A 13,805-nucleotide genomic window follows, 5' to 3' on the forward strand; every position below is an offset into this window, starting at 1 on the left:
TCGCAAACCCACCTCTCTCGTCGCGATGGAGGCGCGTTCGGTCGATGAGATCCCGCGCGGCAAGGAGTGGCAGTATGAGCCGAAATGGGACGGCTTCCGCTGCCTGCTGTCGCGCGACGGAGGCAGCGTTGATCTCCGTTCCAAGTCCGGCGAAGATCTCGCACGCTATTTCCCCGAGATCGTCGCCGCTGCGCTGAATCTGAAGGCGGATCGCTTCACGCTCGACGGCGAGTTCGTCGTGCCGCAGGGCAAGGGCTTCTCCTTCGATGCACTTCTGCAACGCATTCACCCCGCGGCGAGCCGCGTGAAGAAGCTCGCGCAGGACACGCCAGCGCTCTACCTCGTGTTCGATCTGCTCGCGAGCGCCAAAGAGAAGCAGCTTGCCGACAAGCCACTCAGCGAGCGACGGCCGGCACTGGAGGCTTTTGCGAAAGCTAATCTCAAGGGCGGCAGCTTCCGCCTGTCACCGGCAACGCCGAGCTACGCCACGGCAAAGAAATGGCTGGCGCAGTCGGGCGGCGGCTCGGACGGCGTCATCGCCAAGCGCGCCGACCTGCCATATCAGGCCGGAAATCGCGACGGCATGCAGAAGATCAAGAAATACCGCAGCGCCGATTGCGTGGTCGGCGGCTTCCGGTATGCCACCAACAAGCTCGCGGGCCGCAAAGTGGTCGGCTCGCTGCTGCTCGGGCTCTACGACGATGACGGCCTGCTGCACCATGTCGGCTTCACCTCGGCGATCAAGGCAGAGGCAAAGCCTGAACTGACCGATCGGCTCGAAGCATTGATCGGCGACCCCGGCTTCACCGGCAACGCGCCGGGCGGGCCGAGCCGCTGGTCCACCGATCGCTCGGCGAAATGGTGCCCGCTCAAGCCGAAGCTGGTAATCGAGGTCTGCTACGACCATTTCAGCGGCGAGCGTTTCCGCCATGGCACCTCGATCCTGCGCTGGCGGCCCGACAAGGTGCCGCGGCAATGCCGTTTCGAGCAGCTGAAGCAGAAGGTCGCCGATCCGATGAAGCTGTTGAAGTGAGCGCAGTCCGGGCAGCTACTTGATCCACCCCGTCGCCAGCGCATTCGCCAGTTCGGGCTGATCGTTGCGGCGTGCAAGCGCGGCCATGGAATCGTGATCATATGCGACGTGACGGAATGTCACTTGCCAGCCGCCATCGGCGAGCTCGAGAACGGCATAACGCGCGTGCGGCGTGCCGGCTTCGACGACGTGCGGATACGGATGCTTGTCGCGATAGCCCGGGCTGCCGACACTGCCGGGATTGACGATGAGCCGACCGTCGCGCAGACGCACGACGCGGGCCAGATGGGTGTGAGCGCAGAGGATCAGCGACTGCGAGATCCCGATCGCAAATTGCTCGATGCGATCGAGCGGCGACAGCGCAACCGTGCCGTCCGGATGAACCGTGTCGAGCCAGTACACCTCATCATTGCCGGGTGTCGCGTGACAGAGAAAGACCTGGTCACGGAAGATACGCGTCATCGGCTGCGCGCGCAGCCAATCGAGTTGCGGGCTATTCAGCTGTGCATGAGCGGGACGATCCCACGAGCCCATCTTCTCCGGCGGACGGTCGAGCAGGTAGCGATCGTGATTGCCGAGCACATGCACCGCGTCGAGCGTCATCAGGATCTCGATGGTCCGGCGCGCATCGAGCGGTCCACTCAGCATGTCACCGAGATTGACGATGTCGGCGATGCCTTGCGCGCGGATGTCGGCGAGCACGGCTTCCAGCGCGAGATAGTTCCCGTGGACGTCGGCGATGGCAGCAAAACGCATCGATATCCCCGTCACGCAGGCGGCGTGCCGTTGATCGCCAGCACGTGGCCGGCCAGATACAGCGAGCCGGTGATCAGGATGCGCGGCGGCACCTCGTAGGCGAGCTTCGCCAATGCGCGGAGCGCGGCTTCGACGCCCGGCGCGGGCTCGACGCGCATGCCGAGGCTGCGCGCCGCATCCGCAAGGCGGTCGACCGGCATCGCGTTCTCGGCGTCGGGAATCGGCACCGCGATGATGTGACGGGTCAGGCCGGCAAAATTGGCGAGAAAGCCTGGCGCATCCTTGTTGGCCATCATGCCCGCAATCACCACCAGCGGCCGCGACACCCGCTCTTCGAGGTCGCCGAGCGCGGCGGCCGCAACGCGCCCGCCTTCGGCATTGTGGCCACCGTCGAGCCAGATCTCGGAGCCCTGCGGACCCCAGGACAGCAGCTCGCCGGAGGCGATGCGCTGCATCCGCGCCGGCCATTCGGCACCGACGATGCCGGCCTCGAAAGCGGCGTGATTGACCTTGAGGCTCGGAAGCGCGCGCAGCGTTGCGATCGCCAGCCCGGCGTTGGCGAATTGGTGCCGGCCGAACAGACGCGGCGCCGGGAGATCCATCAAGCCGCGGTCATCGGAATAGACCAGGCGCCCGCGCTCGACATTGACGTGCCAGCTCTCGTTTGCGGCAAACAGCGGCGCGCGCATGCGCCTCGCCTGCGCTTCGATCACCGCCATCGCGTCCGGCATTTGCTCGGCGCAAATCACGGGCACGCCGCGCTTGATGATCGCGGCCTTCTCTCCGGCAATCGATGCCAGCGTATCGCCGAGGAAATCCATGTGGTCCATGCTGACGGGCGTGATCACGCAGGCCGCAGGCGCATCGACCACGTTGGTCGAATCGAGCCGCCCGCCGAGGCCGACTTCGAGCAGCACCACATCGGCCGGATTCTGCGCGAACAGGTGAAAGGCCGCGGCGGTCTTCAGCTCGAACACGGTCGCCGGCTCTCCGGCATTGACGCGCTCGACCTCTTCGAGCGCCGCGCGCAGCTCGTCGTCGCCGACGAGCACGCCGCCACCGACGCGGCCGAGCCGGAAGCACTCGTTGATGCGGACGAGATAGGGCGACGTGTAGGCGTGGACGCGCAAGCCTGAAGCTTCCAGCGTCGCGCGCAGATAGGCGAGCGTCGAGCCCTTGCCGTTGGTGCCCGCGATGTGGATCACCGGCGGCAGCTTGCGTTCGGGGTGGCCGAGCCGTTCGAGCAGACGGTGCATCCGCTCGAGCCCGAGATCGATACGCTTCTGATGCAGGGTCGACAACCGCCCGATCAATTCGCCGAGCGGCGGCTTTGCCTTGTCGGAGAACGCGTTCACGCCTGGGGCACAGCCGGCGCCGTCTCGGCGGCCGATACGATCTGCGCCGGGCTTTCGATCGGCTGCACCGGCTTCGATGCCCCTTCCAGCGCCGGCGCCTTGGTCAGCAACCGACAAAGCCGCGCCAGGGTCGGACGCAGTTCGTGGCGATGCACGACCATGTCGACCATGCCGTGGTCCTTCAGATACTCGGCGCGCTGAAAGCCTTCAGGCAGCTTTTCACGGATGGTCTGTTCGATCACCCGCGCACCCGCAAAGCCGATCAGTGCGCCCGGTTCGGCGATCTGCACATCGCCGAGCATCGCATAGGACGCGGTGACGCCGCCGGTGGTCGGATTGGTCAGAACGACGATGTAAGGCAGCTTTGCTTCGCGCAGCATCTGCACCGCCACCGTGGTGCGCGGCATCTGCATCAGCGACAAAATGCCTTCCTGCATGCGCGCGCCGCCCGAAGCGGCGAACACGATGAACGGCGACTTCTTCTCGACCGCGAGCTCCATCCCGCGCACGATGGCTTCGCCCGCGGCCATGCCGAGCGAGCCGCCCATGAAGTCGAAATCCTGCACGGCGACGACGACGGCGGAGCCTTCGAGCTTGCCGTAGCCGACCTTGATCGCGTCGTTCAGATTGGTGCGCGCGCGCGCATCCTTGATTCGATCGACGTATTTCTTCTCGTCACGGAACTTGAGCGGATCGGGCGTGACCTCGGGCAACGCGACGTCGAACCAGGTCTCGTTGTCGAAGATCGACTTCAGCCGAGCGACCGCACCCATGCGCATGTGATAGTTCGAGCCGGGAATGACGAACTGGTTGGCCTCGACGTCCTTGTAGAACACGAGCTGCCCGGAATCCGGACATTTGATCCACAGATTCTCCGGCGTCTCCCGCCGCAGCATGTTGCGGATCTTCGGCCGGACCACATTGGTAAGCCAGTTCATGGTTTGCTCCGATGCGCGAACCCGCCTCGCGGATCGCCTGAAGGATATATGGCGGCCGGGCCGCTGCCCGGCAAGCCGCCGTGTCGTCCGCGTTAGAGCATGATCCGGAAAAGTGTGAAGCGGTTTTCCGACAAGATCATACTCAAACTTAATAGCTAAAGCGGAATTATGACCTATTCGGCCGCCTGTTGCGCACCCTTGACGCCTTGGGCCAGGGCCGCCGTCAGCTCAGCCACGGCGTTAACGGTTTTGGCGGTCGCCCGCCCTTCGGCATCGAGGCTGTTCTTGAGCGCATCGACCAATGCGGTGCCGACAACGGCACCATTGGCATGCGAGGCAATGGCCCGCGCCGTCTCCGGCGTGCGGATTCCAAAGCCGACGCAGACCGGTAGCTTGGTGTGCCGCTTGATGCGGGCAACCGCCTCGCTCACCGCCGAGGAGTCGGCCGTCGCCGCGCCGGTGATGCCGGTGATGGAGACGTAGTAGACGAAGCCCGACGTATTGGCGAGCACGGCCGGCAGGCGCTTGTCGTCGGTGGTCGGCGTCGCCAGGCGGATGAAGTTGAGGCCGGCCTTCATCGCGGGCAGGCAGAGCTCCTCGTCCTCTTCCGGTGGCAGGTCGACGATGATGAGACCGTCGACGCCGGCGCTCTTGGCATCCACCAGGAATTTGTCGACGCCGTAGATGTAGATCGGGTTGTAGTAACCCATCAGCACGATCGGCGTCGCGTTGTCGTCCTTGCGGAAGCCGCGCACGAGCTCCAGCGTCTTCTTCAGCGTCATGCCGGCCTTGAGCGCACGCAGCCCCGCGGCCTGGATCGACGGGCCGTCGGCCATCGGATCGGTGAAGGGCATGCCGATCTCGATCACGTCGGCGCCCGACTTGGGCAGCGCCTTGATGATCTCGAGCGAGGTCGCCGGATCAGGATCGCCGGCCATCAGAAAGGTCACGAAGGCCGAGCGGCCCTGCTTCGCAAGCTCGGCAAAACGGGTGTCGATACGCGTGGTCATGATCCGGCCGCCGCTGTGCTATACCTCTCCCCTCCGGGGAGAGGTCGGCTGCGAAGCAGCCGGGTGAGGGGGATGGAGAGGTTCAAGTCGAGAGCGCGACGGCTCCGCGAATCGCAGACGAGTGCCGAAGCAAGGCTTTGGCAAGCGCTGCGCAACAGGCAGCTCGCCCGCTGGAAGTTTCGTCGACAGCATCCGATTGATCGGTACATCGTCGACTTCGTGACTTTGGACGGCAAGCTCATCGTTGAAGTTGATGGCGTCACGCATTCCAGCCCAGCGGAAGTCGAACGTGACAAGGTCCGGACCGAAGTTCTCAAGGCCTGCGGATTCCTCGTCGTTCGGGTCTCGAACACGGATGTGTACGAGAATCTCGAGGGCGTGCTTGAGCTCATCGGATCTTCACTGAGATTCGAGTAAGCGGAGAGACCCCTCACCCGGCTGCTTCGCAGCCGACCTCTCCCCGACGGGGAGAGGTGAAGAGAGTGCGACACCCGCCTCACTTGCTCTTGCCCCTCAGGATGTCGCCGACCTGCGGGACGTCCTTGTCGCCGCGGCCGGAGAGGTTGACGACCATCAGGTGATCCCTGGGCCGTTTCGGCGCGAGTTCCATCACCTTGGCGATGGCGTGCGCGGGCTCGAGCGCGGGGATGATCCCTTCGAGCTTCGACAGCAGCTGGAACCCGGCGAGCGCCTCGTCGTCGGTCGCGGAGAGATAATTCACGCGGCCAACTTCGTGCAGCCAGGAATGCTCGGGCCCGATGCCGGGATAATCGAGGCCGGCCGAGATCGAATGCGCGTCCTGGATCTGGCCGTCGGCATCCATCAAGAGATAAGTGCGGTTGCCATGCAGCACGCCGGGACGGCCGCCCGCAATCGACGCCGCGTGCAGTTGCGTCAGGCCATGGCCCGCGGCCTCGACGCCGAAGATTTCGACGGAGGGATCGTCGAGGAAGGGATGGAACAGGCCCATCGCATTCGAGCCGCCGCCGATGCAGGCGACCAGCGAATCCGGCAGGCGGCCTTCGATCTCCTGCATCTGCGCCTTGGTCTCGTTGCCGATGATCGACTGGAAGTCGCGCACCAGCGTCGGATAGGGATGCGGGCCCGCTACCGTGCCGATGCAATAGAACGTGTTGTGCACGTTGGTGACCCAGTCGCGCAGCGCCTCGTTCATGGCGTCCTTCAGCGTGCGCGTGCCCGACTGCACCGGCATCACCTTGGCGCCCAGCATCTCCATGCGGATGACGTTGGGCTGCTGCCGCTCGACGTCGACGGCACCCATATAGACGATGCATTCGAGGCCGAAGCGCGCGCACAGCGTCGCGGTGGCGACACCGTGCTGCCCGGCGCCGGTCTCGGCGATGATGCGCTTCTTGCCCATGCGCCGCGCCAGCATGATCTGGCCGAGCACATTGTTCACCTTGTGCGAACCGGTGTGGTTGAGCTCCTCGCGCTTGAGATAGATCTTGGCGCCGCCGAGATGTTCGGTCAGGCGCTCGGCGAAATAGAGCGGCGAGGGCCGGCCGACATAGTTCTTGAGGTAGCCGTTCATCTCGGACTGGAACGCCGGATCATCCTTGGCGGCGGTGTAGGCCCTCTCCAGGTCGAGGATCAGCGGCATCAGGGTCTCGGCGACGAAGCGCCCCCCGAAAATGCCGAAATGGCCGCGCTCGTCTGGGCCGCTGCGGTAGGAGTTTGGTTTGGCGATGTTCATCGGACGCTCAACTCTTGGCTGGCGCGCGCGGCGCGAATGAAGGCCTTGATCATCTCGGGATCCTTGACGCCGGGGGCGCTTTCGACACCGGATGAGACATCGACGCCGCCGGCGCGGGTGATGCGGACGGCCTCGGCGAGGTTTTGGGCACTAAGGCCACCCGAAACCATATACGGGAGATCGAGCTCCAGGTTTTGCAGCAATTGCCAGTCGAATGGAGCGCCGAGCCCGCCGGGGCGCGTCGCCTCCTTGGGCGGCCTCGCGTCGAACAGGATGCGGTCGGCGACCGCAGCATAGCCGGGCAGGACGGCGAGATCGGCGGCGGTCTCGACCGGCAGCGCCTTCATCACCGGGCGGCCGAATTTCTGCTTGATGTCGCGCAGCCGGGCCACGCTCTCCTTGCCGTGGAGCTGAAAGATATCCGGCGACAGCGCGTCCATGATGTTGTCGAGCGTGGCGTCGTCAGCATCGACGGTGAGCGCGACCTTGAGCGCGCGCTGCTTCACCTGGCGGCCGAGATCGCGCCCGGCCTCCAGCGAGAGATGCCGCGGCGACGGCGGAAAGAACACGAACCCTACCATGTCGGCGCCCGCGTCGAGCGCCGCTTGAAGCGTCTCGCGCGTCGACAGGCCGCAGATCTTGACGAGCAGGGACATGGTCTCGAAGCAAATGCAGGCCGCGGGTCTGCGGCCGGAAAAACGGGGCTTTCGGTCGGGGCCGCTTCTACAACGTCGCGCGCTGCTTGTCTCGCCCGACGGGCCCGTACAGCCCCATACCGGAGGGTACGGGAAGCCGCAGGGACTCGGGCTTCGCCGCGGCCGTCTGGGCCCGCAGATCGGCCAGTTCGGCCCTGGCGGTCCGGGCCTCCGCGTCATTCCGGCGCGCCGTGCGCCGCCAGCGCCGCTGGCCGAACCAGACGGCAGAGCCGCCCGCGAAGACTCCAAGGGCGGCCACCAGGATCAGCAGCATGAACAGCGGCAACGTCAGCGACAGTGACGGGTCGTCGGAAATGAAGGGATCGAAGGATACCGTGACGAAATGCCGGTTGGCCACGGCAAAGGCCACCAGGATCAGGCCCAGCGGTATCACGATCAGCGCGGTGAGGAACTTTCGCATCTCGCTTCGCTCGCCTTGAATCAAGCTTGCGGCCGCATCGGCGCGACCGCGAATAACCCTGATGCCGGCTCAGTCTGCCGCGCCGGGATCCGGATGATCGCGGTTGAGCCGCTCACGCATTTCCTTGCCGGTCTTGAAGAACGGAACGCTCTTCTGATCGACGGGCACATGGGCGCCGGTGCGTGGATTGCGCCCGGCACGTGCGGGGCGATGCTTGACCGAGAAGGCACCGAAGCCGCGCAGCTCGACGCGATCACCGCGTGCAAGCGCCGCCACGATCTCTTCGAGAATCGCATTCACAATGTTCTCGACATCCCGCTGGTACAGATGCGGGTTGTGCTCGGCGATACGCTGAACAAGTTCGGATTTGATCATCGAGAGATAGGACCCGGGAGCGTGCGGACAACCATTTCCGTGAAAATACCTTGATCTGTCAAGACGCTAAATCAAGGTTGGGCGTCGTGAAAATGCGTGACAAATGCCGCAAAAGCGGGCTGGGCCAGCACGCGTGCGACGGGAAAACCTTGTGGAACTCGCCTGTCGGGGTCAGTTTGACGCGGCCGGCTGCCACAAGGCCAGCATTCCATCCATTCCCAACCGGTCGACCGCCTGCGCGACGCCGGTTTGCCCGATTTGATGCGCAATCGCCCCCAAACCGAGCGCTTCCAGCGTCACGGCGGCGGCGGTCTTGAGGAATGGCAGATCGCCGAAGCGCGGCTGGAGCTTGTAATCGCGAACGGGAAGCCCCTTCTTGACGCTCTTGTGCTCGACCAGCCAGTTCACGGCCGTCTTCTCGTCGCCGATCTGGTCGATCAGCTTGAGATCGATCGCCTGGCGCCCGGTGAAGACGCGGCCATCGGCGACTTTTTCGAGCTGCGTGTCATCCATGCCACGCCGCTCCTTCACCATTCCCCTGAACCAGGCATAGGAGTCCTTGACCAGCGCATCGAGCGCGGCGCGAGCCTCCGGACTGGTCGGCTCGAAACCGTTGGGGGCTGCCTTCAGCGGCGAGGACTTCACCTCCTCGACCTTGACGCCGATGGTCTTCAGCAGCTCGGAGACGTTGGGGTACTGGAACAGCACGCCGATCGAGCCGACCAGCGAGCTCTGCTGGGCGATGATGTGGTCGCTCGCGATCGCCGTGATATAGCCGCCCGATGCCGCGAGGCCCTCGACGACGACGACCAGCGGCTTCTTTCTCTTCAGCCGAGTGAGCGAATCGTAGAGCTGCTCGGAACCGGCAGTGGTGCCGCCCGGCGAGTTGATGTGAACGATGACGGCGGCGGCCCCGGAATTCTCGAGCCGCTCGAGCGCCTGCGTGCGCTCGGAATCGCTGCGGATCAATCCATCGATATGAACGCGCGCAATCGAGCCGGCCGATGCGAAGGTGCCGCGTGCCCCGGGCGTCGCAACCAGCGCGAAGCTCGCAATCGCCGCGATCGCGATCAGCGCGGCCATCGCACGCCAGAACGTCAGCTTGCGGCGGATCCTGCGGCGATCGACGATGATGTCCGAATCGAGCGACATCGGAATATCTCCAAATGAAAGGCTGGCCACGCGTTGTGCCGTCACGGCGTGACCATTGGCTTATCTGGATACACCAATTGCGACGCATTTTGAAGAAATGAAGGCCTCGTGAGGGCCAATCAGGCCGCCACGAAACTCAGTCGTCATCCCCGCGAACGCGGGGATCCATAACCCCAGGGAGGCCTGTGACGCGAGACGCCCACTCCGAGTCTTCGTCAAACCACTTCCTGTCGGTAGAGTTTGTTCAGACCGCAACAAAAAAGCCCCGGCTCGCGCCGGGGCCTTGATGTCAGCGAAACGTATGCTTCGCTTACTTGCTGTCGCGGTTCTTGAGCGCGGTGCCCAGAATGTCGCCGAGCGTCGCACCCGAATCCGAGGAGCCGTACTGCGCGATGGCTTCCTTCTCTTCGGCAACTTCGAGTGCCTTGATCGACACCTGGACCTTGCGGGCCTTCTTGTCGAACTGGATCACGCGGGCATCGACCTTCTCGCCGACGGCGAAGCGTTCGGCGCGCTGGTCGTTGCGGTCACGCGCGAGCTCGGAGCGCTTGATGAAGGTGGAGAAGTCGGTACCGGCGATCTTCACCTCGATACCGCTGTCCTTCACTTCGAGCACTTCGCAGGTCACGACCGCGCCCTTCTTGACATCGCCCGGCTCGGCGAAGGGGTCGCCTTCGAGCTGCTTGATGCCGAGCGAGATGCGCTCCTTCTCGACGTCCACGTCGAGCACCACGGCCTTCACCATGTCGCCCTTCTTGTAGTTGTCGATCACCTGCTCGCCCGGAAGCTTCCAGTCGAGGTCGGAGAGGTGGACCATGCCGTCGACGTCGCCTTCGAGGCCCAGGAACAGACCGAACTCGGTCTTGTTCTTGACTTCGCCCTCGACCACCGAACCGGTCGGGTGACCTTCGACGAAGACCTCCCAGGGGTTGCGCATGGTCTGCTTGAGGCCGAGCGAGATGCGACGCTTGACGGAATCGACTTCCAGCACCTGCACGTCGACTTCCTGCGAGGTCGAGACGATCTTGCCGGGGTGCATGTTCTTCTTGGTCCACGACATCTCGGAGACGTGGATCAGGCCTTCGATGCCCGGCTCGAGCTCGACGAACGCACCGTAGTCGGTGATGTTGGTGACGCGGCCGGTGAAGCGGGCACCCAGCGGGTACTTGGCTTCGATGCCCTGCCACGGATCGTCCAGCAGCTGCTTCATGCCCAGCGAGATGCGGTGCGTCTCGTGGTTGATCTTGATGATCTTGACCTTCACGGTCTGGCCGATCGAGAGCACCTCGGTCGGATGGTTGACGCGGCGCCACGCGATGTCGGTGACGTGCAGCAGGCCGTCGATACCGCCGAGATCAACGAACGCACCGTAATCGGTGATGTTCTTGACCACGCCGTCGATGACCTGACCCTCTTCGAGGTTCTGCACCAGCTCCTGACGCTGCTCGGCGCGGGTCTCTTCCAGCACCGTGCGGCGGGAGACGACGATGTTGCCGCGGCGGCGGTCCATCTTGAGGATCTGGAACGGCTGCGAGTTGTTCATCAGCGGCGCGACGTCGCGGATCGGGCGGATGTCGACCTGCGAGCGCGGCAGGAACGCAACGGCACCGTCGAGGTCGACGGTGAAGCCGCCCTTGACCTGGTTGAAGATGACGCCGTTGACCTTCTCGTTGTTCTGGAACGCCTTCTCGAGCTTGCCCCAGCTCTCTTCGCGGCGCGCCTTGTCGCGCGACAGCACGGCTTCGCCGAGGGCGTTTTCGATGCGATCGAGGAACACTTCCACCTCGTCGCCGACCTTGAGGTCGCTTTCACGGCCGGGGCCCGAAAATTCGCGCAGCGCGACGCGGCCCTCGGTCTTCAGGCCGACGTCGATGACGGCCATGTCCTTTTCAATTGCAACCACCTTGCCCTTGATGACGGAGCTTTCCTGCAGGTTGCCGCCTGCGAAGGACTCGTCGAGCATCGCGGCGAAATCGTCGCGCGACGGGCTATAGGTATCAGCAGAAGTCGAAGCCATTTGTTCTCCAGTTGCGGATGTCTTGCCGGCCGTTGGGTTCATGGGCGCATCGCACGCGCAGTGTCGGAAGGTCCGCAAGACCTTCGAGCGACCGCTCGCTGCCGGGTTTGGGCGCCGGAACAGCGGAAGCGGGCCGGCTGAGGCCCGCGCGTTCGATACGTTGAAATGCTTGTCCGGAACCTGGATCGCACCGGCCCCGAAGCGAGGGGACCGAGAGTATCGACCTCAAAGAGCGGGAGCGGGCACTTCCTCCAATGACGGCGGCGGCTTAACCCCGCGACCGGCCCGCTCGGACGGCCTCGATAATGTCGATGGCGGCCCGGACGCCGCCTTCTATATCCAGTTGGGAGTTATCTAGCAAGTAAGCATCCGGAGCCGGTTTTAGAGGCGCAATCGGCCGGTTCTTGTCGCGTTCGTCGCGCTGGATGATGTCCGCGAGCACGGCGGCCTCATCGGCCTCTTCCCCCCGCGCCCTGGCCTCCATGGTCCGGCGATGGGCCCGAACCTTCGGGTCCGCAACGACGAAGATTTTGACGTCGGCATGGGGGCAGATCACCGTTCCGATATCCCGGCCGTCGAGGACGGCGCCTGGCGGATCGGCGGCGAATTGCCGCTGGAAATTGACCAGGGCCTCGCGGACCCGCGGGATTGCCGAGACGATGGAGGCCCCCTCGCCGACCTTCTGGGTCTTCAGCACGGGATTGCCGAACTTTTCCGGATCGAGCTCCAGCGCCGCCGCCACCGCCGCCGCCTCGTCCCGAAGATCGTGGCCCGACTGCATCAGCGCATAGGCGACCGCGCGATAGATCACGCCGGTATCGAGGTGACGATAGCCGTAATGGTGCGCCAGGCGCTTGCCGAGCGTCCCCTTGCCCGAGGCCGCTGGCCCGTCGATGGCGATGATCATGAAAACTCCGCCCCCAGCGATCGCATCATCGGTATGAAATCCGGAAAACTGGTAGCGATGAACGCGGTGTCGTCGACGGTCACGGGCTGGTCGGAGGCGCAGCCCATCACCAGTGCCGACATCGCGATGCGATGGTCCATGTGGGTGGCGACGGTGCCGCCGCCGGGAACATGTCCGCGGCCCTCGACGATCAGATCGTCGCCGGAGACCTCGACCTTGACGCCATTGACGCGGAGCATGTCGGCGGTGGCCTCCAGCCGATCGGATTCCTTGACGCGCAGCTCTTGCAGGCCGCGCATGGTGGTGGTGCCTTCGGCGAAGGAGGCTGCGACCGCCAGCACCAGATATTCGTCGATCATCGAGGGCGCGCGCTCCGGCGGCACCTCGACGCCGCGCAGCTTCGACGCGCGCACGCGCAGTTGCGCCATCGGCTCGCCGGCATCGCCGCGGACCTCACTTTCCTCGATCGAGGCGCCCATTTCGCGCAGCGTGGTGAACAGGCCGGTACGCAGCGGATTGGTCATGACATCCGACAGGATGACGTCCGAGCCCTCGACGACCAGCGCAGCGACGACCGGGAAGGCCGCCGAAGAGGGATCGGCGGGCACGACGACACTGGCGCCATGCAGCTCGGGCTGGCCCACGAGCGTGATGCGGCGGCCGTGCTGGCCTTCCTGAACTGATGTGATGTCGGCGCCAAAATGCTTGAGCATCAGCTCGGTATGGTCCCGGCTGGCCTCGGTCTCGATCACGGTCGTGGTCCCCGGCGCAGCCAGGCCCGCCAGCAATACGGCCGATTTGATCTGGGCCGAGGCGACCGGCGTCCTGTAGACGATCGGCAGCGGATCGCGCGCGCCCTGGAGGGTCAGCGGCAGACGCCCGCCCTCTCCGCCGGAGACGACCCTGGCGCCCATTTTTTCGAGCGGATCGAGGATCCGGCGCATGGGGCGGCTGCGCAGTGAGGCGTCGCCGTCGAACACCGCCGAGATCGGGCAGCCAGCGACGGCGCCCATGACCAGCCGGCAGCCCGTGCCGGAGTTGCCGAAATCCAGCGCCGCCTTGGGCTGAGCGAAACCTGCGACACCCACCCCCTGCACTTTCCAGGCAAAATCGCCGATGCGTTCGACGCTGGCGCCGAGCGCCTGCATGGATTTGGCGGTGTTGAGGACGTCCTCGCCCTCGAGCAGGCCCGAAATCCGGGTTTCGCCGACGGCGAGCGCGCCCAGGATCAGGGCGCGGTGGGAGATCGACTTGTCCCCGGGCACCCGTACTTTCCCGGTCAGGGGACCGCTGGCGCGAGACTGGAGCGGTCTCGGTTGGTCGGAATGGGTCAAGATTGTGTCCTTGGATGCGCCCTCGCGGGGCTGCGGGGCAGGTACCACATGGTCCGCGCCCCGTCACGGGGATGTCGTTCTCCCGTAATGCGCTATTG

At 64.9% G+C, this 13,805-nt stretch carries 14 protein-coding genes; 2 read left to right on the forward strand and 12 right to left on the reverse strand.

Annotated elements, in window-relative coordinates; translation table 11 throughout:
• The first annotated feature begins 25 nt into the window (after positions 1–25).
• Positions 26–1,033, forward strand: coding sequence for an ATP-dependent DNA ligase (locus tag AX729_RS12675; protein WP_061023469.1), 1,008 nt, complete (start codon positions 26–28; stop codon positions 1,031–1,033).
• 15 nt (positions 1,034–1,048) lie between these two features.
• Here AX729_RS12675 and AX729_RS12680 read toward each other — a convergent pair whose 3' ends face one another.
• The 4 genes from AX729_RS12680 to trpA all read right to left on the reverse strand — a co-directional run bounded on the left by AX729_RS12680 (position 1,049) and on the right by trpA (position 5,092).
• Entirely contained in the window at positions 1,049–1,789 is a 741-nt protein-coding gene (locus AX729_RS12680) for a metallophosphoesterase family protein (RefSeq protein WP_061023471.1), read from the reverse strand.
• Positions 1,790–1,800: 11 nt separating this feature from the next.
• Positions 1,801–3,144 (reverse strand): bifunctional folylpolyglutamate synthase/dihydrofolate synthase, encoded by a 1,344-nt coding sequence (locus AX729_RS12685; RefSeq protein ID WP_061023473.1) that lies wholly within the window; start codon positions 3,142–3,144, stop codon positions 1,801–1,803.
• Positions 3,141–4,082, reverse strand: a complete 942-nt coding sequence (accD, locus tag AX729_RS12690) for an acetyl-CoA carboxylase, carboxyltransferase subunit beta (protein ID WP_061023475.1) — start codon at positions 4,080–4,082, stop codon at positions 3,141–3,143. The genes AX729_RS12685 and accD overlap by 4 nt, the downstream gene beginning before the upstream one ends.
• A 173-nt stretch (positions 4,083–4,255) precedes the next feature.
• Entirely contained in the window at positions 4,256–5,092 is an 837-nt protein-coding gene (trpA, locus tag AX729_RS12695) for a tryptophan synthase subunit alpha (protein WP_061023477.1), read from the reverse strand.
• A 72-nt stretch (positions 5,093–5,164) separates the two neighbouring features.
• On the opposite strand from trpA, the gene AX729_RS12700 reads away from it, so the two are divergent.
• A complete protein-coding gene (locus AX729_RS12700; protein ID WP_061023479.1) occupies positions 5,165–5,509 on the forward strand; it encodes an endonuclease domain-containing protein in 345 nt (114 codons plus the stop codon).
• A 79-nt stretch (positions 5,510–5,588) separates the two neighbouring features.
• Here the strand turns inward: AX729_RS12700 and trpB are convergent, their stop codons facing one another.
• From trpB to aroA, 8 genes are all read right to left on the reverse strand, one after another.
• Positions 5,589–6,806: a tryptophan synthase subunit beta gene (trpB, locus tag AX729_RS12705; protein ID WP_061023481.1), complete on the reverse strand. Its 1,218-nt coding sequence runs from the start codon at positions 6,804–6,806 to the stop codon at positions 5,589–5,591.
• A complete protein-coding gene (locus AX729_RS12710) occupies positions 6,803–7,462 on the reverse strand; it encodes a phosphoribosylanthranilate isomerase (protein ID WP_061023483.1) in 660 nt (219 codons plus the stop codon). Before AX729_RS12710 ends, trpB begins: the two co-directional genes overlap by 4 nt.
• Before the next feature lie 67 nt (positions 7,463–7,529).
• Positions 7,530–7,922: a lipopolysaccharide assembly protein LapA domain-containing protein gene (locus tag AX729_RS12715; RefSeq protein WP_061023485.1), complete on the reverse strand. Its 393-nt coding sequence runs from the start codon at positions 7,920–7,922 to the stop codon at positions 7,530–7,532.
• A 69-nt stretch (positions 7,923–7,991) separates the two neighbouring features.
• A complete protein-coding gene (locus AX729_RS12720; RefSeq protein WP_008539997.1) occupies positions 7,992–8,297 on the reverse strand; it encodes an integration host factor subunit beta in 306 nt (101 codons plus the stop codon).
• A 171-nt stretch (positions 8,298–8,468) separates the two neighbouring features.
• On the reverse strand, positions 8,469–9,449 hold the full coding sequence (gene sppA, locus AX729_RS12725; protein WP_061023487.1) for a signal peptide peptidase SppA: 981 nt from the start codon (positions 9,447–9,449) through the stop codon (positions 8,469–8,471).
• 310 nt (positions 9,450–9,759) lie between these two features.
• A complete protein-coding gene (rpsA, locus tag AX729_RS12730) occupies positions 9,760–11,466 on the reverse strand; it encodes a 30S ribosomal protein S1 (protein WP_061023489.1) in 1,707 nt (568 codons plus the stop codon).
• Between the two features lie 268 nt (positions 11,467–11,734).
• Positions 11,735–12,373: a (d)CMP kinase gene (gene cmk / locus AX729_RS12735; protein WP_061023491.1), complete on the reverse strand. Its 639-nt coding sequence runs from the start codon at positions 12,371–12,373 to the stop codon at positions 11,735–11,737.
• Complete coding sequence (gene aroA, locus AX729_RS12740; protein ID WP_061023493.1) at positions 12,370–13,707, reverse strand: 3-phosphoshikimate 1-carboxyvinyltransferase; 1,338 nt, start codon at positions 13,705–13,707, stop codon at positions 12,370–12,372. The genes cmk and aroA overlap by 4 nt, the downstream gene beginning before the upstream one ends.
• Positions 13,708–13,805: the final 98 nt, after the last annotated feature.

The sequence above is a fragment of the Bradyrhizobium sp. CCH5-F6 genome (genome assembly GCF_001556045.1).
Lineage (GTDB): Bacteria > Pseudomonadota > Alphaproteobacteria > Rhizobiales > Xanthobacteraceae > Bradyrhizobium.

Bases quoted from the DNA above. Each gene is read 5' to 3' on its own strand.
- AX729_RS12700 (WP_061023479.1), top strand. From the start codon at position 5,165: ATGGAGAGGTTCAAGTCGAGAGCGCGACGGCTCCGCGAATCGCAGACG.
- AX729_RS12720 (WP_008539997.1), bottom strand. From the start codon at position 8,297: ATGATCAAATCCGAACTTGTTCAGCGTATCGCCGAGCACAACCCGCAT.
- rpsA (WP_061023489.1), bottom strand. From the start codon at position 11,466: ATGGCTTCGACTTCTGCTGATACCTATAGCCCGTCGCGCGACGATTTC.
- AX729_RS12680 (WP_061023471.1), bottom strand. From the start codon at position 1,789: ATGCGTTTTGCTGCCATCGCCGACGTCCACGGGAACTATCTCGCGCTG.
- cmk (WP_061023491.1), bottom strand. From the start codon at position 12,373: ATGATCATCGCCATCGACGGGCCAGCGGCCTCGGGCAAGGGGACGCTC.
- AX729_RS12715 (WP_061023485.1), bottom strand. From the start codon at position 7,922: ATGCGAAAGTTCCTCACCGCGCTGATCGTGATACCGCTGGGCCTGATC.
- sppA (WP_061023487.1), bottom strand. From the start codon at position 9,449: ATGTCGCTCGATTCGGACATCATCGTCGATCGCCGCAGGATCCGCCGC.
- AX729_RS12710 (WP_061023483.1), bottom strand. From the start codon at position 7,462: ATGTCCCTGCTCGTCAAGATCTGCGGCCTGTCGACGCGCGAGACGCTT.
- trpB (WP_061023481.1), bottom strand. From the start codon at position 6,806: ATGAACATCGCCAAACCAAACTCCTACCGCAGCGGCCCAGACGAGCGC.
- AX729_RS12675 (WP_061023469.1), top strand. From the start codon at position 26: ATGGAGGCGCGTTCGGTCGATGAGATCCCGCGCGGCAAGGAGTGGCAG.
- accD (WP_061023475.1), bottom strand. From the start codon at position 4,082: ATGAACTGGCTTACCAATGTGGTCCGGCCGAAGATCCGCAACATGCTG.
- trpA (WP_061023477.1), bottom strand. From the start codon at position 5,092: ATGACCACGCGTATCGACACCCGTTTTGCCGAGCTTGCGAAGCAGGGC.